Source organism: Alkaliphilus flagellatus (genome assembly GCF_018919215.1).
Lineage (GTDB): Bacteria > Bacillota > Clostridia > Peptostreptococcales > Natronincolaceae > Alkaliphilus_B > Alkaliphilus_B flagellatus.
This window is the reverse complement of sequence record NZ_JAHLQK010000007.1, coordinates 55,904-74,247: the sequence shown is the minus strand read 5'-3', so window position 1 is coordinate 74,247 and position 18,344 is coordinate 55,904. Positions and strand designations below refer to the sequence as shown.

The window sequence follows — 18,344 nt, the reverse complement described above, 5'->3', positions numbered from 1 at the left end:
ATAAAATTAGACTTATTTCTTTAATATCTATTATATAATAAAACCAATACTTATTATGTCATAATGACAAAGTACCCTGCCAAAATGACAGAGTACTCTACCGAAACGACAAGAGGCAGATCCAATCTAGCTTATTGTCGTAGTTCATATTCGTCAATTTTCCTATATAAGGTTCTTAATCCAATCTTTAATATTTTTGCTGCTTCAGTTTTATTCCATCCTGTTTTCTCAAGAACTTGACCTATATGTTCCTTCTCTATATCCTCTAAAGCTAGACTTTTAACATTATTTTTACCATAAACTTCTCCAGCGAAAAAATCCTGAGGCATTAACTCTTTTCCCTTTGATAGTAGAATTCCTCTCTCAATCAAATTTGCTAACTCCCTTACATTACCAGGAAAATTATAGTTCAATAAAAATATCTCTGTTTCTTTACTTAACTTTTTCTTAGTATTACTCTGCCTTAAGAAATGTTCAGCTAATAATAAGGCATCTCGCCCTCTCTCCCGTAGTGGAGGAACGCTTAATGTTACAACACTCAATCTATAATATAAATCTTCTCGAAATCGCCCCTCTTCTATCGCTTGTTCTAAATTAATATTAGTTGCGGCTACAACCCTTACATTTGTCTTTTTTGTTACCGTTCCACCTACTGGTCTAAATTCTCCTGTATCTAGAAACCTCAACAACTTAACCTGTAGAGAAGCCTCCATATCTCCAATTTCATCTAAGAATAAAGTCCCCTCATTTGCTAATTCAACTAACCCTTTCTTATTCACCTGAGCACCAGTAAAAGCTCCCTTTACATGTCCAAATAGTTCACTTTCCAATAATTGATTAGGAATAGCACTGGCATTTATAGGTACAAAGGGGTGATGGGCACGGCAACTACTATAATGTAAAGCATTGGCAACCAGCTCTTTCCCAGTACCACTTTCACCTAAAATAAGAACTGGCAATGGACTATCAGATACCCTGTTAATCATATATTTCAAATTAATAATAACATCGCTATTCCCTATTATCTCACGTTTTCTATTTGTTCTTTGAATAGTTTCAATTAGGTTGCTACTATACTCCTGCAATTTCTTCCTATCTATTGCCTTTTGTAAAATTAGCTCCAGTTCAATAGGCTTAATTGGTTTTGTTAAGTAATCATAAGCACCCTTTTTCATTGCTTCAATCGCAGTATCTACAGTTGCATAGCCAGTAAGCATAATTATTTCCAGATTAGGCTGAATTTTCTTAGCCTTTTCTAATAACTCCAGTCCATCCATGCCACTCATCATTATGTCAAACAGAGCCACATCAAATTCAGTCTCCTCAATAATATTTAGTGCTTTTAAACTACAATTAGAAACCTCTACTGAGTAACCTTTTCTAGTTAGCCTTTGTTGTAATAATGTAATAAATTTTTCTTCATCATCTACTAGTAAAACCCTAAATGGTCTCATTTTTTATCACCTCAGCTGCTATAGGTAACCAAACATTGGCCTTTGTACCTACTTCTTTCTTGTTTTCCAAACTAATAATGCCTCCCATTCTTTCTACAATAACTTGACTAATGGCAAGACCTAGACCTGTACCTTTTCCAACAGGTTTAGTAGTATAAAACGGATCGAAAACATGCTTTAAATTTTGTTCTAAAATTCCTTCTCCTGTGTCAACTACTTCTATACCAATTAATTTTCCTTCATATATTAGCCTAATGGTTAACACACCTCCACCAGGCATTGCATCCAAAGCATTAGTAACTAAATTTAATATAACTTGCTGTAACTGGGATTCATCTACAAAAACATAAGGTAGGGGCTCCTCCCATTGTAAATCCACTTCTATATTTTGTTTATTAATAGGGTATTTAACTAACTTCAATACTTCGTTTACTATATGAGGAATATATACTTCTTTGTCCTGTGATTCTACTTCCCTAGAATAGTTTAACAAACTTTGAGTTATATCCGTACATCGGTGTATTTGTTCTCTTATACTTAGTAAATATTCCTTAAATACCCCTTCTTCTTTAAGCTCATCTATATTTTCTGTTTCTAAACGTTCTAATAAATCATCAGCATAAAACCCTAAATTGTTCATAGGATTATTAATTTCATGAGCTACACCTGCGGCTAAAAGTCCTACAGCAGCTCTTTTTTCAGCTTGAATTGCTACTTTCTCATTGTCACGCTTTTTCTTAATTTCCCCAATCATTTCATTAAATGCCTCTATTACTAATCCTAATTCATCATTTGACTGTTTAGGAATTTGATAATCTAGGTCTCCTCTTTTAACAGAAGCCACACCTGTAGCTAATTCCTCTACTGGTCTAATAAACTGAAATATAAAAAATAATCCTAAACCTGTAATTGTGAGAATAATAAGAAACAAAACTAAATTTAATTGAGAAAGCATTGTACTAAGGGTAGCATAGGCGTTTACTAGAGGTTGCTCTACTACTACACCCCAACCAACCATCGGGATTAATCCATACACACCTAAAACATCTTCCCCTGTATAAGATTTATAGGTTATTGGATTAAATTCCAGCGTCTTAAAATGACTTCCATCATCAGTTTTACTTTTTAGTAAATTTTCTACTCCCTTGCTTTTAAATACATCCTGTCTTCTCAACACCTGACTATAGTCAGAATGTCCTATTAATTCTCCTTTTTCATCAACCAGCATAATATAACTTCCATCTGAAATCTCTATAGATGATATTTCCTGCATTACTTGTCTTAAACTAATTTTAGCAATAAATCCTCCTCTAAAATCTTCATTAATACCTCCAACAGGTACTCCTAAATCAAAAACAATTTGATTATCTATATCTATTTTAGGACTTCCGATAAAAAAATTTCCTTGTTTAAGTTTTCGAAACTGAGCTTCCTCAGATATTAATTTTAGGTCTTTAGAAGAAATAGCATATCTCTTTGAAACCTTTACTACTTCCTCGCCATGGGATGATACCATTACAATTTCCTCTAAATGTGGAAAGTTTTTTAATACACCATAAAGAAGATTTTCCTTTTGTTTTACATCATCCCCATCAAAGACTTCAGAATTAGTTAGAGAAATAGTTTCTAGAGAAGTTTGTAAAGTTTTGACCAAATCAGAAACTGCATAGGAAACTCTAGATGCAGTTAAAGCATGCTGTTTGTGAATAGATGCTTCTACCTCTTTTTTGATAATTTTCATATTATAAAAACCTAAGAATAATAAAGGAATTATCGAAATAATTATCATCATAAGCATCAGTCTTAATTTGATGCTATTATACCAATAACTTCTAGTTTGTTTTTTCATAATAAATTACCTTTCGCTGTTGTGTACAAAGTGGTCTACAAATGGCATTTTCGTGGTTTCAATATCTACCCCCAATTGCCTAGCTGTGTCTACATTAATATATAGTTCTAGCCTCTCTGGAGATTCTATTGGTATTATCCTAGGATCTTGTCCTTTTAGCATATTCGCCACTATTCTGGCAGCCTGTACCCCTTCATTCTGACTAGTACTTCCATAAAAGGCCAACACACCTTTCTCTACCTGTCGATCAGTAATTCCCATAACCGGCACTTGATTTTCAAGAGTAATTTCAACTATCGAATCTAGCATAGATTCAAATAACAAACTACACATTAGCATTACACCATCTACATAGTCACTTTTTTCATTTAAAACTTCGACGACCTCTTTCTGGTTAGTTACAGGAACAATATGCAATTGTATACTTAATTTTTCAGCAGCATCATATAAAAATTCAGAGCTGGGTCCAAATGGTGTTGTTTCTGGATTATATAAGACTAATACCTTTTCAGTGTCTGGAACTAACCTTTTTAAAAATTCGAGTCGTTTTCCTGATAATTGAACATAATGACTATCTACTCCAGTAATATTACAGGCAGTAGAAATATTACCTTCCACAAAACCAAGCTCTACAGTACATCCAACGCCAATAAATGCTACTGGAATTTCTTTGTTTATTTCTTTGTTCATAGTAGCTTTTTTTGCTGCAGCAGTTTCAGAAGTGCCTGTAGTCACAATTGTATCTACTCCAACATCCACTAGTTCTTGTGCTAGCTGATCTAAGATTTCAACATCTCCTGAAGCATTCTTTATAATAATATCTACATTATCCTCTGAGAAACCGTATTGTTTTAATCCTTCATACATTCCTTCTACTTTAACTAGTCTTTCATCAGTAACGGTCAATACACCTATTTTATAGACTTTATGTTCTTTTTCTTCAGCATTTATTTGTATATACGTAGAATAATAAAATATCAAGATAGCTATGCAAATTATAAATAAAGACACGAATATTATTCTTTTCTTCATTAGTCAATCTCCCTTTATACAAACAATCTGTCATTTTTTTAATTTGTTTCGTGACACTAATACTTGAATATTTTATTCAATGTTTCAATATATACTTATATTCTATAATAATATAGGTAAGAGGGCAATAAAGTTTGTTATTTCCCAAACATCTTGTAATAAAAATAAAACCTGTATTCCTACGGATACAGGTTTTATACAAATAAATCTTATTCTAATATAAGATTTATTCTCTATATTATTAAGTTCACAAAGTCTAATACTTAGCTAAGTTTTCTCCTAGCTGCTTGCACTTGTTTAATCCGTCTTCTTCTGGAGTTAAGTTAATAATAAGTCCTTCCGCTATTACATTAGCTCCATATCCCTTCATTCTTTCTTCCCAATTTTTCATCCATTCTCCATCTCCCCAGTCATAGGAACCAAAAACAACAACAGGCTTTCCTTTGATTTTTTCATTATTTAATGATTCTACAAATGGCTCCATTTCACTATCTTCTAACTCTTCTGCTCCCATAGATGGGCATCCTAAAGCTACAGCATCTGCATCGAAAACATCTTCTGAAGATGCTTCGCTAACATTCTTTAAGATTACATCTATGCCCTCTACTTTAGCACCTTCTGCAATTGCTTCAGCCATTTTCTCTGTATTACCTGTACCACTCCAATAAATAACAGTTACTTTTTTCATTTTAAATAAGCCTCCTCTTATATTATATATTGCTAAATATGTAACTTTCATAAATACAGAATTTAAACCATTAATTCAAACATACTTTTAAAATCAGCTTTTATTATGCTGACTGTACAATCATTTCAGGTGAGCTTTTTTCCAACATCCTACGTATTTGTTGTTTTGCATTATTAAATTTTACGTACTTTTCATCAGATAATCTGCTATCTCCATATACATTCCAGCCATTTATTTTAGTAAGTTTTAAAGAAGGATGACCCATAAATCCGATAACATCTTTTAAAGGATATCCTAAAAAAATACCAATTTCATGGGGTATGCTATCTTCTTCTATTTTTTTTATTAAATGTCCTAAATAGTTGTCTAAAGAATATTCCTCTCCATATCCCAACTTTTTTAAAAACACTAAGTTCCTTAAATCTAACAAGGTCGAATCTAATAGCTTATTATTATAAAATAGTATCTTTTTGCATCCATTAAAAGCTACAAATTCCTTATAGGATACTTTATTACACTTACTAAAAATATCTTTAATTCTCCTAAGTTCTAAATTATCTTTTTTAGGAAAACTAACAATTTCTGCAGGTTTCTCTCCTAATAAAACAGGTCCTAGAAGTTGAACAATCCATTTTTCAAATCCATCGTTCTGATCTTCATTGAAAAACAAGCAATTTTTATTACACTCTAACATTTACTCACCTTCACTTCTATAATTGATAATGATTGTTATTATCAGTATAAATGACAGAAATATATTTGTCAATAATTTATTATCTTTTGCTTTATAATAAAAAAAGCTTCCATCACAGTAAGCTATATATTTAAAAAAATCTCGAAATTATATAGAAAAAGAGACTATGAATCAAATTTTTGATCCATAGCCCCTTTTTTTCTAGATATTAATTAATATTTGTTACATTTGCTTTTATCAGAACAACTACTTCCACAACTACACTTATTATTTTTAGCGTCATTATATACTTTTCTTAAAGCAAATATTAAAATACCTCCAAAAATTAAACCAACTATTATATTTCCTGACATTATACCTCAACTCCTAATTCAGCACGTTTGGAATCCGTTTTTCTAATAGTTATAATAAGATAAATTGCAACAATAACAGCTATAATTATAGCTGGTACGAACCCTACTGCTGGCGTTCCATACACGATTAAAGAGCCAACTTGAGTCACTAACATAGCTAAAGTATAGCCTACAGCAAATTGGAAAGCTAACGCTCTAAACAGCCATTTTTTAGAACCCAGTTCCGAATTCATGGCCCCAATTGCTGCAAAACAAGGCGGAGTAAATAGATTAAACACAAGATAAGCAAATGCTGTTACAGGTGTGAAAAATTCTGTTAAAGCACCTCCAGGTAAATGCAGAGCCTCTTCTGAAGCTACAGCTAAAAGCACTGCAAATGTAGCAACAACATTTTCTTTCGCAATAAAACCTGTTATTGAGGCTGCCGCAAGTTGCCATCCAACAAATCCAAGTGGAATTAAAATAGGAGCAATTAATGTTCCAATGGAAGCAAGTATACTTAAGCTTTGATCTTCTACTGGTTTAAGTCCCCAACTATATGCTTGTGCAAACCATACAAGTGTATTACATACAAGTATAATAGTTGTGGCTTTATAAATAAAAGCCTTTGCTTTGTCTATCATTTGTAGAAAAGCATATTTTAAACTAGGTAATTTATATTCTGGAAGCTCCATAATAAATTGAGATGTATTCTCCCACACGAAAATTTTCTTTAATAAAAGTCCACCAACTATAATCATTCCAATAGCAATAATATACATACTAGGTCCAATCCAAATATTCTCTGGGAAAAATACTGCTGCAAAAAGAGCTATAATTGGAAGTTTAGCACCACAAGGTACAAAAGGAGTAAGAATTGTAGTCATTCTTCTTTCATTAACATCTTCAATTGTTCTTGTTGCCATAACACCAGGAATGGCACAACCAGAACCTACGATCATTGGTATAATAGATTTACCAGACAATCCGATTTTTTTGAAGAATCGATCCATTACTACTGCTACCCTAGCCATATATCCACAATCTTCAAGTAGTGATAGGCAAAAAAACAATACCATAACTAGAGGTAAAAAGCCTATAACAGCTCCGACGCCGCCAATAGCACCGTCTACAATAAGAGCTTGCAACAGTGGACTAACTCCCAGTCCTTCTAACAAACCATTTGCTACATCTGGTACTATTTCTCCAAATAGGGTCTCATTAAAATACTCTGATAAATATCCACCAAGTCCTTCTATAGAAAATGAAAATACTGCCCACATTATCAAGAAAAATATCGGTAACCCTAACCATTTATGTGCTACAATTCTATCAACTTTGTCAGAGAAACTAACTTCTCTAGCATCTCTTTTTTTAACTTGGCATTTTCTAATAATTTCATCTACAAATTTTTGTCGTGCGGTATCAGGATCTTTGGAATCTTTACCTACAAAATTAGGTTCAATTTGAGGTTTCTTTTCCTTACCAAGTTTAATAGCTTCACTAATTAAATTTAATAATCCATTTTCTGATGTAGCAGTAGTAGCCACAACTTTACAATTTAAAGCTTTACTTAAAGCATTTTGATCTACAACATCTCCTCTTTTAGATACAATATCACTCTTATTAAGAGCAATAATGACAGGAATCCCTAATTCCAAAAGCTGAGTTGTAAAGAATAAGCTTCTACTAACGTTAGCTCCATCGACAATATTAATAATTACATCTGGCTCTTCTCCTAAGATAAAGTCTCTAGTAATTGCTTCTTCACCAGTAAATGGTGAAATAGAGTATGTACCCGGGAGGTCAACAATTCTTACATCAACTCCATCTGGATTATACTTTTTCTTAAGATCTGACTCTTTTTTTGCTACGGTAACACCAGGCCAGTTCCCTACAGACTCCGCCTTCCCTGTAATTGCATTATACAATGTAGTTTTCCCTGAATTAGGATTACCCGTTAATGCTATTTTCATAGTGAATCCCCCTCATTATAAAAGTTTGTTTAATATTAATAATCATTATCAATAACAAAACAAATATAATATGCTATGATACATAGCATATCTATGATGCAATATTTGATACAAAACTAAACATTAAGTTTATGCTTCTAATACAATATATTTTGCCATATTTTCATCAAGTGCATATCTGCTATCTTTAATATTAACTATATAATTCCCTGCAAGTTTAGAAATAAGAGTAATCTCTTCTCCTTCAAAACATCCTAAAGTAAAAAGAAACTTTTTTATGTTTTCTTTACCTTCTACTTGTTTAATATTAAAGGTCTGACCGATCTTTGCTTTTGATAATAACATCACAATCTCGTCCCTTCTTACATTATATACTCATCTCGCTCTTATTGATAAAGAATATCATATTCAAATAGAATTGTCAATAGATCAAATTTAGAAATTGAATCAGCATAAATATTAGTTCATTTATATCCATTTTCTACTGTGGCCTAAGTATTTTTTAGTTTTTTATTTATATTCCTATATTTTACCTTATTTCTACTGTAAAATTTCCATAGTACAACAGGTTAAATGTAATAATTATCGAAAAGGGGTATGTATTTTGTGTAACAAAACTAAGTTGCTAGAATTAATCAATGAAATAGAAATTGTTAAGGTTGAGCTACATAACTTGATATGTAAAAAACAATACAATCTCACTGATTCAGAGGTAGTTAAACTGAGCGAATTACTTGATCAACTTTTGTCTCAGTATCACAATATAAAATAATAATTAATTAAGCATGTTTAACCTGTTGTGCTTATTATAAGCACAATACCCCTAATCTGAATCAGCATTAAAGGTTTTATGAAATGGTAATAAAATGACTACTAATAAATTAGTAGTCATTCTTAAAGGACTTTATACCGACTCTCATATGGGTGACCTTTTAATTCATACATAAATTCTGGATTAGAAGATCATTGCCTGGTCGTACCTGTTCAAATTGAGTTCCCTGCCGCTGGGCATAAAAAATATCAGCACCCTATGGATGCTGATATTTTTTGGCACGCCCTGCAGGATTCGAACCTGCGACCAACTGATTCGAAGTCAGCTACTCTATCCAGCTGAGCTAAGGGCGCATGTATTTAGATTATAAAATAGATACCTTCTAAATATAACATACTCTAATATTTTTTGCAATATACGTATTTTTCATTTTGTATAAGACACAGTAGTGTATATATAGTTGGAACTTTTATCATAAGACACATCATGTCAGCTCATATTAACTTACCTCTACACTTATTCTAATTGCTATATCTTTTTCTAGTGCAATATTTCTTGTACCGATTTATAATACTAGAAATACATAAATATATATTATCAAAAACAAAAAAGTTAGATTAGTTATCTTAATCTAACTTTTTACTTTGGCGTACCTACAGGGATTCGAACCCCGGACACATGGCTTAGAAGGCCATTGCTCTATCCTGCTGAGCTATAGATACCTATTTATTGGAGCGGAAGACGGGACTCGAACCCGCGACCCTCGCCTTGGCAAGGCGATGCTCTACCACTGAGCCACTTCCGCATGTGGTGCAGGTGAAGGGAGTCGAACCCCCACGGTTACCCGCTAGATCCTAAGTCTAGTGCGTCTGCCAATTCCGCCACACCTGCGTGTCTACGGCCTACCCGTAGAAAATATTAAGTTGGCTGGGATAGCAGGACTCGAACCTGCGAAATGACGGAGTCAAAGTCCGTTGCCTTACCGACTTGGCTATATCCCAACATTTGGGGTGGATGATGGGAGTCGAACCCACGAGTGCAGGAGCCACAATCCTGTGTCTTAACCACTTGACTACATCCACCATAAAAATGGCGTACCTACAGGGATTCGAACCCCGGACACATGGCTTAGAAGGCCATTGCTCTATCCTGCTGAGCTATAGGTACATGTTTAATGGAGCGGGTGAAGGGAATCGAACCCTCGCGATCAGCTTGGAAGGCTGACGTTCTACCATTGAACTACACCCGCATATTTAATTAATGTCTTAACATTTAATAATGTTACCATATAATCATTATTATGTCAAGTACTTATTAGTTATTAACTAAAGAAAAGTCGTATTGTGCTATCCTATCGACTTCTGGCGGACTTAAAATTCATACTGAACTTCCAAGTGCTCAGAATATAGCTACCATCCTAGAAGGTTCATTTAGCGACGAAATCTAGTATACATAATTTAAGATTAAACTTCAATCCATATAAATCTTCCTTATTAAAGATGTACATAAAATACAAAAGTTATACTTTGTTTTTCAAGGTTTTTCTTATTATTTCTCAAAAACTAATATTTAATAATTTTCATCAGATATCTAGCAATTTTACAGCTTTATATTATACTATATTTTTTATAGTACAAAGAGAAGGCAAACCGCCTTCCCCCTGAAACTATATATTAATAAAGTCCACCTTTATATTTTCTTCAATAGTAATAATACAGCAACTTTTTTCTGATCCACCTCTAGGCAAACTAGTACTGCCTGGATTAAGTAATACCATACCTTCTTCTACTGCATAAAATGGTATATGACTATGACCAAATATAACTATATCCGCATCATTTTGTTTACCTGCATAGAAGATTACATTTATATTCATTTTTACTCCATAATTATGACCATGGGTAATAAAAATTTTTTTACCATCTATTAATTCAATTCGTTCTTCTATGCCCCCTATGTCACAATTACCAGAAACTGCTACTACTTTAATATTATAATTTTTTTCTATATACTTTGCATCTTTATAGTTGTCTCCTGCATGGATAATTAAATCTACATCTTTTAAATGTTCCATGGCTAAATCAATATATTTACACATTCCATGACTATCACTAATTACACCTATTTTCAACCTACTCACCTTCTAATCGTGTTTTTAGCTCCTCTTTTAACTTTTCTAGAGCAATAGCACGATGGCTAATCTTATTTTTCCTTTCTTCTCCTAGTTCTGCGAATGTCTTACCATATTCCTCTATTATAAACAAAGGATCATAACCAAAACCAGACGTACCTTTTGGCTCGAAACCAATTACACCAGAACACTCTCCTCTTAAAACAACAATATCTCCGTTAGGAAATACAGCCGCCATGGCACAAACGAATCTAGCTTTCCTCTTCTCTAACGGAATATCTTTAAGTAGTTTAAGAAGCTTATCATTATTTTCCTTATCAGTTGCATGCTCTCCAGCAAATCGAGCTGAATATATTCCAGGCTGGTTATTTAATATATCAACCTCTAATCCAGAATCATCTGCAAGGGCTAGTTTTCCCGTTTTCTCCATAACTGTTTTTGCCTTAATTAGTGCATTTTCTTCAAATGTATTACCATCTTCTATTATTTCTAGTCCATCTAATCCAACATCCTTCATAGAAAGAACCTCTAATTGAAAATCTTTTAAAATTACACCTATTTCCTCTAACTTATGTTTATTTCCTGTTGCAATTACTGCTTGATATACAGTTTTAAACCCTTCTCTACTTTTCATTGTTGCCTCCATTATGTGCATCTTTCTCTTCAGTTTTATTTTCTTTAATTTTGCCAACTTCCTCAGCTATAGTACCTAAAACCTCTTTTTGAAGTCTAATTAGCTCAGTATTTCCTTTTTCACCAAGTCTTAATAACTCCATTAAATCTTCCCTACTAAAGGGTGATTCTTCTCCTGTCCCTTGAACCTCAACAAATTCCCCTCTATCTGTCATTACTATATTCATATCTACCTTAGCAGTCGAATCTTCTGTATAACATAAATCTAGCATAGTCTGCCCTTCTATTATACCTACACTAACAGCAGATACAAAGTTACTAACTGGTATGTATTTTAATGTTCCTTCTTCTTTAAGCTTATTTAAAGCATCCACTAATGCCACAAAAGATCCGGTAATTGAAGCTGTGCGGGTACCACCATCGGCTTGTATTACATCGCAGTCTATCCATATAGTTCTTTCTCCAATAGAATCTAAATCGACTACAGAACGTAATGCTCTACCTATTAATCTTTGAATTTCTTGGGTTCTTCCTTCTACTTTTCCTCTACTTGATTCCCTTACCTTTCTACTTTGTGTAGAACTAGGTAACATAGAGTACTCTGCTGTTATCCAGCCTTTTCCCGTATTTTTCAAAAAAGGAGGCACACGATCTTCGATAGTAGCTGTACAAATTACCTTTGTTTCCCCCATTTCTACTAATACCGAACCTTGGGCATATTTTGTATAATTCCTTGTAAATTTTACAGGTCTTAACTCGTCATAGCTTCTTCCATTATTTCTATTCAAAGATCATCTTCCTTCCCTCAAGTTATATGTATTTATAAAATGTTTTTCATATAATATTGTATCATAGTTTGCCTTTTATATACAAAAAATCATCTTTGATGATTTCAATAGTACAATAAAAAACCGAGATATTATCTCGGTTCAATTAATGTTTATTTGAATAGGTTGGTAGATTTAAGCTTACATCTGGATTTAACTTTATTTCCTTTCCTCCAGATAAAATACGAATCTGAGAAATTGAAGGTTCTATTTCTCTTAATGTAAGACCTAATTCGTAGATCATTGATTGTTGATGTGCTTTGTTATTAGGCATATTTTCAATTTCTTTACTTAAATCAATGTATGCAACTCCATCTTTTACATAAACATCATTTAACATTACACCTGCTGGTAATTCACTATACAGTCCAGTGTTTTCAGGTGCACCTTCAATTAATGCTGTTAAAACACTTTTAATATCTGCCTTTATTGCACTAACTCCTTTAGTTACTGGAATATAAAAAGAGTCTTCACCGTTGGTAGTAGTTTTGTAATATACTACAACTGGTACCTCTTCTTCTTGTAACTCTAAGCTCAAGTTAATGTTTTCTCTTTCTAGAGGAGTTTTAACTTTTGTGCCAAAGGAAAGCTTACTAATTTCCTTGCCATCTACCAATAACTGAACTTTATCAATTGCTTCAAATTCAGTTAATGTGTATACAAGTGATTGAACTATAGTCTTTTCATCAATTTCAGTATCATAGGATAGAATATTATCATTGAAATCTACTTTAGCTAATCCTTCGTTTATTGACATTCCTATTACTTCTGTTCCAGTAGGCAACACTGGTAATAATCCTACGGTAGCTAAGTCATCTCTAACTCCTGGCTCATCTACTAGTAGGCTTACAGCGGCCTTTGCAATTCCATCTTCCCAGGGTATCTTTTTCATAACTGGAACTATAATCCCTTTTTGATCTCGATAATAAAGAACGGTTTCTCTTAATCCATCTTCTTCTAGTACACCTGTATCAATAACTAAACTAACATCTTTGTCTTTTCTAAAAACTCCACAAGCAGTTAATAAAAATACGGATAAAACTATAAGCAAAATAGCTAACCACCGCAAAGATCTCATATACTCCGTCCCCCAATCATATAATTCCTTTATACTTTCCACGTGTTAGAAGAAAGTCTTATATTGCAATTATATTATAGAGGACTCTTAACTATTCATTATTTCTTCTTCAAACCTGCAAAATATCCACCACGAATAGCACGAGCATCGGTTACTGTAACAAAAGCTTTTTTATCGTGGTTATCTACTACATTATATAGTTTGGATAAATGTTTTCTTTGTAGGGATACATTTAAAAGGTGTCTTATGCCCTCTCGTCCATAGCCTTCTATTACTGTAACTCCAAAACCATTATCTCTTAGTTTTTCAACTAATTGTGTAACCTCATAGTCTGAAATTACTTGTACAATAATATTTCCTAGGGCCATTTTCTCTTCTAGAAAAATACCTACATAGTTACCTGTAGCAAAACCTGAGGCATACGCAAGCACATTTAATGGATTATCCATACCACTAAGTACCTTTCCTATTGCCAACACATAAATGGTTACCTCGACAAATCCAATACATGCAGCGATTACCCGTTTTCCCCTTACTACCATAATCATACGAATAGTAGCCATACTCACATCAGTTAATCGTGCTAAAAAAATTAATAAATAACCCAAAACAGCTTCCATATTTTCCCCTCCAAAACATTTCCTTTTAATAATTATTATACCTCAAATTTGTTTTTAATCATCTAATATTATTTATTAATATTTCAGAATTATTAACTAGAAGTTTAACACTTAATATCAAAATAGAATAGAGACTAAAAATAGTCTCTATTCTTTAATATTTATCTTGTTTCTTCAAAATATCTAACAGTTGCTTTAAACATTGCTTCTGCAACTTGTTGACGATACTCGCTTGTTGCAAGCTTTGCCTCATCTCCAGCATTTGTTAAAAAACCTGTTTCTGTTAATACTGCTGGCATTGTTGTATTTCTAAGTACAGACAGGTTATTTGGCTTTGCCCCTCTACTGTTTATATCTAAATTCTTAATCATTTCGGATTGAAATACCTCTGCAAGCTTTTTACCCCTTATATCACTGGGATGATAAAAATTTTCAAGCCCATTAGCTGTAGGTACCTTTTCTGCAGCATTTGCGTGAATACTAATGAATATATCTGCATTCAAACTATTTGCCACATCTGCACGATCTTGTAGTTCTAACTTGGTGTTAGGGGTTAGGTTATCTACACGGGTCATATAAGTTCTAAAGCCGGCTTCTGTCAATAATTTATTAAGTCTTGTAGATATATCCAATACAACTTCTGATTCATGCATCTTAAGTATTGAAGAAGTAGTACCCGGGTCTCTACCCCCATGTCCAGGATCAATAACAACAAGCATTTCTCTGTATTTAGCATTTTTATTATTTAATTCTAATACTAAATCTTGACTTTGTTCAGATGAAAGTAACTTATGTTCTACAGAATCTTGTAATTCTAATTTTACATTGTAATTACTTTGGCTTAAGTCTTCTGATATATTAATCGACTTTATAATATGGTCATTAATATTAAGACTTGCCAGTTCAAGCTCAATATCTTTTTTAGGAACTGTTACCTCTATTAAATTCGATGCTAATTGACGTCCTATACTATATCTAGTAACCGTTGAACCCTTTAGTGTAAATCTTGAAGTTGTCCATCCAGTTTCCTCATACTTTATTGCTTTAAAAGGTTCGCCCTCTAAATGTAAATATAATTTATTACCATTCACTTCTGCATAAGCTTCATTATAACCACTATTTTCTTGAAAATCTATTACTACACGTACATTTTTCTCATTTGTACCGTTATTTTCTGGTGTATGCTCAGAAACCCTAATTGTCTTTGCTACTTTACCATCTATGTTTATAAGATTATTTTTAAAGTTACTATGTAGCACTCCACCTTTAATGTCTACTACTAAACGTTCTGGGTCACTTAACTGCATTATACTATAATCAGCGACAGAATCTCCTTCAATAACAATAACTTCTTTTGTATTCATAATTTCTTTTTTTACATTACGAATATAATTAGTAAAGTTTATTACAATTTCTCCACTTTTCTCATCAAAGCTTATTTCATGTTCAGTTGACTTTCCTAACTCCATTACAACTCGAGTTACAAATGGATCATTTTGAAATTGTGATACTCTAACACCTTTTATTACCTCACTATTGCTTTGAATATGTAAAGTTCCATTACTCTCTAGCTTATTCCTGTCACTCAAATTTAATTTTGCATTATTTAGATCAATTACTAGCCTTTCAGGATTTGCTAACTTAAACTGTTTGTAATCAATTTGTTTTGATGTTTTAATACGAATTTGAGGTATAGATCCATTCATTTCAACTCTAACATCTGTAACGTCTGCAACATTTTCTTGTGGAGGCTGTGGATTGATGATAGGTTCTTCTTCAGTTTCTTTTTCAGGCACTTTAGGCATGTCTATTGAAGCAGTTACAGTTTTTTCATCCCAACCTACACTAAGTCCAAGCTCATCTGCAAAAAAACGAACCGGTACCATAGTTCTACTGTTATCTCCTATTGCAAGAAGCTTTGCAGGAATATTGTCTGGAAGTCTTTTTTGAACACCATTAACTAAAGCTACAGGGCTATCAATTTTTAAAAGTATTTCCTTATCTTTAGTCTTAACTTTTACTTCTTGTTTAGCTTCATCCCACCCAATATCAGCATTTAGCTTGTCCCCTAAATGTTCTATAATAACTCTTAATGGTACTAAAGTTCTTTCTTGATTATTTAGTGGGTAAATTATAGGAGGCACATCTGCAGATTTTACTGTTTTGCCATCTATTTTAAGATTTACTACTTGATAGTTTTTCCCTATACCATTTTCTTTTAATAAAATCTTATTCAAAGATCCATCTGCAAAAGAAACTGTAAGAGAAGTAATTAAAATTATTAGAACTAATATACTCGGAATTAATTTTCTCATTGGTCCCCTCCTATTTTTTATTAACAATTTGAACACTAGCCCACTCAATAATATTAATTTCTATTACCAATGGCTTCCTTTACTATTATTTATATCATTATGTAAAATCTTATGTCAATGAATATGGTAAATTGTAATTAATATGTAATAATACTATAGTTTTTGACGAATAAAATGGAAAAAAATTGCATATAATAAAAAATTGCGCGCAAAAAAAGAAGGACTTATGCCCTTCCCTATAATTAATAGTATACTAACTTTCAAATGCTTTATATAACTCATCTACATATGGAGGTTCTAAATCTATTAGTTTATCTCCTTTTATAACTATACGTCCTTCTTTTATAACTTTTCCAATCTCTGTTATATCCATGCCTTTACTATTAAAAGCCTCAACCATCAAATCCTTCTTATCTTGAGAAATAGTAATAACCATAACTCCACTAGAAATTAATCTCATTGGATTAATTGAAAACAACTTACATATTTGCATTGTTTCTTCCCTTATATTTATATTATCCTCATATACTTCTATACCTAATCCTGATGCTTCTGCTAATTCCCATAGAGCACCAAAAATTCCACCCTCAGTAACATCGTGCATACTATGCACTCCTACACTGCTAGCCAGAATTCCTTCTTTAACTACACTTATATCTTTAGAAAATTCCTGAGCAGATTTAATTATATCGTAACTAACTTTGTCTTTTAATTTTTCTTCTAAATCTCTAGCTATTATAGCTACCCCTTCTAGTCCTACGTGTTTAGTCATAAACACTGCATCTCCAATTTTTGCACCTTCAGAAAGCACTAATTTATTTTTAGCCTGTCTGCCTATAGCTGTAGCACTAATTATCATTCGGTTAACAGCATCAGTAATTTCTGTATGGCCTCCGATTATTTCTACATTAATAGAAGCAGCAGCTTTATTTGCCTCTGCCATAACATAACTTAAATCTTCTTTAGTTGTATTCGGCGGTGCCATAATAGTCAACATTATTCCAAGTGGCTCGACACCACTAGAAGCTATATCATTGCAGGAAATATGTATTGCCAAACTACCAATGTCCTTAATAGCTCCAGTAATTGGATCGGTGCTCATTACACAAACATAATCACCAAAATCTACTACTGCACAATCCTCACCAATATTAGGTCTAACCAACACTTCAGATCGTCTATGTTTAATATTAGAAAAAATTACTTCCTTTAACACTTCTGTAGGTATTTTGCCTATTTCCATCTGTATTTGCATCCCCTATCCTTACTTGTTTATGCAAATATTATATCATAAAATGTCTTATTTACCTTTACAAAATACTTTCTTCCACTCATTAAATTCCATAACCTTATGATCAGAAACTATATATAATATTTCAATATCTTTAGGATCAATAGAATGTAATATTAAAACTTCTGCATCATAGCCTTCCTTTAAATCCATCCGTTTATTTAAGTTATCTTCAAAACTTAATGATGTTTCCCAATATTCTTCTATTAGACGTTTACCTTCCTGTTTCATATATTCCTCGGCTCCATTTAAGAATTCTACTTCTTGTAAAACAAAGGGTTCATATGTTTGATTTGCTCTATTTTCGTTAGCAATCCAACATCTTGATGGATCTATAGTTAATGCCATTACAACATTATGAGAGTAAAAATTAGGATGATCACGATAATTCATTGTTGCAAATATGGATTTTTTTCTTTTTACCCAAGATGGTATATGTGATGGCTTTAAGCTATCAATAAAGCAATGAAAGTCATAATATTTATCTCCATAAGTGACTTTATCATCATATTTAATTCCATTTAATAAAATTTGCTTTAAATCATTAATTGGTGCAATATGATAAATCTTACCAGTTTTTAAATAATCATCAAAGAACATATATTTTCCTCCTTATCCAATATAGTTATAACCAAGTGGAGTTTTTATATGT

Annotated in this window: 17 protein-coding genes and 8 tRNA genes; 1 reads left to right on the top strand and 24 read right to left on the bottom strand. The window is 32.5% G+C overall.

Features of this window, described 5'->3' with window-relative positions:
* Positions 1 to 131 precede the first annotated feature (131 nt).
* The 8 genes from KQI88_RS16725 to KQI88_RS16690 form a co-directional block, all read right to left on the bottom strand.
* Entirely contained in the window at positions 132 to 1,454 is a 1,323-nt protein-coding gene (locus KQI88_RS16725; RefSeq protein WP_216419322.1) for a sigma-54-dependent transcriptional regulator, read from the bottom strand.
* Complete coding sequence (locus KQI88_RS16720; RefSeq protein WP_216419320.1) at positions 1,441 to 3,195, bottom strand: sensor histidine kinase; 1,755 nt, start codon at positions 3,193 to 3,195, stop codon at positions 1,441 to 1,443. The genes KQI88_RS16725 and KQI88_RS16720 overlap by 14 nt, the downstream gene beginning before the upstream one ends.
* Before the next feature lie 114 nt (positions 3,196 to 3,309).
* On the bottom strand, positions 3,310 to 4,335 hold the full coding sequence (locus KQI88_RS16715) for an ABC transporter substrate-binding protein (protein ID WP_216419319.1): 1,026 nt from the start codon (positions 4,333 to 4,335) through the stop codon (positions 3,310 to 3,312).
* Positions 4,336 to 4,591: 256 nt separating this feature from the next.
* Positions 4,592 to 5,023, bottom strand: a complete 432-nt coding sequence (locus tag KQI88_RS16710) for a flavodoxin (RefSeq protein ID WP_216419318.1) — start codon at positions 5,021 to 5,023, stop codon at positions 4,592 to 4,594.
* Positions 5,024 to 5,126: 103 nt separating this feature from the next.
* Positions 5,127 to 5,717 carry a DUF3793 family protein gene (locus KQI88_RS16705; RefSeq protein WP_216419316.1) on the bottom strand — a complete coding sequence of 197 codons (591 nt, stop codon included), beginning with the start codon at positions 5,715 to 5,717 and terminating at the stop codon, positions 5,127 to 5,129.
* A 212-nt stretch (positions 5,718 to 5,929) separates the two neighbouring features.
* Positions 5,930 to 6,070: a FeoB-associated Cys-rich membrane protein gene (locus tag KQI88_RS16700; RefSeq protein ID WP_212375847.1), complete on the bottom strand. Its 141-nt coding sequence runs from the start codon at positions 6,068 to 6,070 to the stop codon at positions 5,930 to 5,932.
* A complete protein-coding gene (feoB, locus tag KQI88_RS16695) occupies positions 6,070 to 8,025 on the bottom strand; it encodes a ferrous iron transport protein B (protein ID WP_216419314.1) in 1,956 nt (651 codons plus the stop codon). Before feoB ends, KQI88_RS16700 begins: the two co-directional genes overlap by 1 nt.
* Before the next feature lie 129 nt (positions 8,026 to 8,154).
* Positions 8,155 to 8,370 carry a FeoA family protein gene (locus KQI88_RS16690; RefSeq protein ID WP_216419404.1) on the bottom strand — a complete coding sequence of 72 codons (216 nt, stop codon included), beginning with the start codon at positions 8,368 to 8,370 and terminating at the stop codon, positions 8,155 to 8,157.
* Positions 8,371 to 8,629: 259 nt separating this feature from the next.
* Here KQI88_RS16690 and KQI88_RS18735 point away from each other — a divergent pair, with 259 nt between their 5' ends.
* A complete protein-coding gene (locus tag KQI88_RS18735) occupies positions 8,630 to 8,797 on the top strand; it encodes a Spo0E family sporulation regulatory protein-aspartic acid phosphatase (protein WP_216419312.1) in 168 nt (55 codons plus the stop codon).
* A gap of 276 nt (positions 8,798 to 9,073) precedes the next feature.
* Here the strand turns inward: KQI88_RS18735 and KQI88_RS16680 are convergent.
* The 16 genes from KQI88_RS16680 to KQI88_RS16605 form a co-directional block, all read right to left on the bottom strand.
* Positions 9,074 to 9,150: transfer RNA gene (locus KQI88_RS16680), tRNA-Arg, on the bottom strand.
* A gap of 292 nt (positions 9,151 to 9,442) precedes the next feature.
* Positions 9,443 to 9,519 (bottom strand) — tRNA-Arg (locus KQI88_RS16675).
* 8 nt (positions 9,520 to 9,527) lie between these two features.
* Positions 9,528 to 9,602, bottom strand: a tRNA-Gly gene (locus tag KQI88_RS16670).
* Positions 9,603 to 9,605: 3 nt separating this feature from the next.
* Positions 9,606 to 9,688 (bottom strand) — tRNA-Leu (locus KQI88_RS16665).
* 33 nt (positions 9,689 to 9,721) lie between these two features.
* Positions 9,722 to 9,798, bottom strand: a tRNA-Gln gene (locus KQI88_RS16660).
* Between the two features lie 5 nt (positions 9,799 to 9,803).
* A tRNA-His gene (locus KQI88_RS16655) sits at positions 9,804 to 9,879 on the bottom strand.
* An 8-nt stretch (positions 9,880 to 9,887) separates the two neighbouring features.
* Positions 9,888 to 9,964, bottom strand: a tRNA-Arg gene (locus KQI88_RS16650).
* Between the two features lie 8 nt (positions 9,965 to 9,972).
* Positions 9,973 to 10,046, bottom strand: a tRNA-Gly gene (locus KQI88_RS16645).
* Between the two features lie 417 nt (positions 10,047 to 10,463).
* On the bottom strand, positions 10,464 to 10,937 hold the full coding sequence (locus tag KQI88_RS16640) for a metallophosphoesterase (RefSeq protein ID WP_334300614.1): 474 nt from the start codon (positions 10,935 to 10,937) through the stop codon (positions 10,464 to 10,466).
* Positions 10,930 to 11,562 carry an XTP/dITP diphosphatase gene (locus KQI88_RS18730; protein ID WP_216419307.1) on the bottom strand — a complete coding sequence of 211 codons (633 nt, stop codon included), beginning with the start codon at positions 11,560 to 11,562 and terminating at the stop codon, positions 10,930 to 10,932. The genes KQI88_RS16640 and KQI88_RS18730 overlap by 8 nt, the downstream gene beginning before the upstream one ends.
* Positions 11,552 to 12,349, bottom strand: a complete 798-nt coding sequence (rph, locus tag KQI88_RS18725) for a ribonuclease PH (RefSeq protein ID WP_246579355.1) — start codon at positions 12,347 to 12,349, stop codon at positions 11,552 to 11,554. Before rph ends, KQI88_RS18730 begins: the two co-directional genes overlap by 11 nt.
* A 145-nt stretch (positions 12,350 to 12,494) precedes the next feature.
* The gene (locus KQI88_RS16625) at positions 12,495 to 13,466 is read right to left on the bottom strand and encodes a GerMN domain-containing protein (protein ID WP_216419306.1); all 972 of its coding nucleotides are present in this window, start codon (positions 13,464 to 13,466) and stop codon (positions 12,495 to 12,497) included.
* A 98-nt stretch (positions 13,467 to 13,564) separates the two neighbouring features.
* Positions 13,565 to 14,086: a DUF2179 domain-containing protein gene (locus KQI88_RS16620; RefSeq protein WP_212375797.1), complete on the bottom strand. Its 522-nt coding sequence runs from the start codon at positions 14,084 to 14,086 to the stop codon at positions 13,565 to 13,567.
* A gap of 161 nt (positions 14,087 to 14,247) precedes the next feature.
* Positions 14,248 to 16,401, bottom strand: coding sequence for an N-acetylmuramoyl-L-alanine amidase family protein (locus KQI88_RS16615; RefSeq protein ID WP_216419304.1), 2,154 nt, complete (start codon positions 16,399 to 16,401; stop codon positions 14,248 to 14,250).
* 253 nt (positions 16,402 to 16,654) lie between these two features.
* On the bottom strand, positions 16,655 to 17,644 hold the full coding sequence (locus tag KQI88_RS16610) for an AIR synthase family protein (RefSeq protein ID WP_216419302.1): 990 nt from the start codon (positions 17,642 to 17,644) through the stop codon (positions 16,655 to 16,657).
* Between the two features lie 57 nt (positions 17,645 to 17,701).
* On the bottom strand, positions 17,702 to 18,292 hold the full coding sequence (locus KQI88_RS16605; RefSeq protein ID WP_216419300.1) for a hypothetical protein: 591 nt from the start codon (positions 18,290 to 18,292) through the stop codon (positions 17,702 to 17,704).
* Between the last annotated feature and the right edge of the window lie 52 nt (positions 18,293 to 18,344).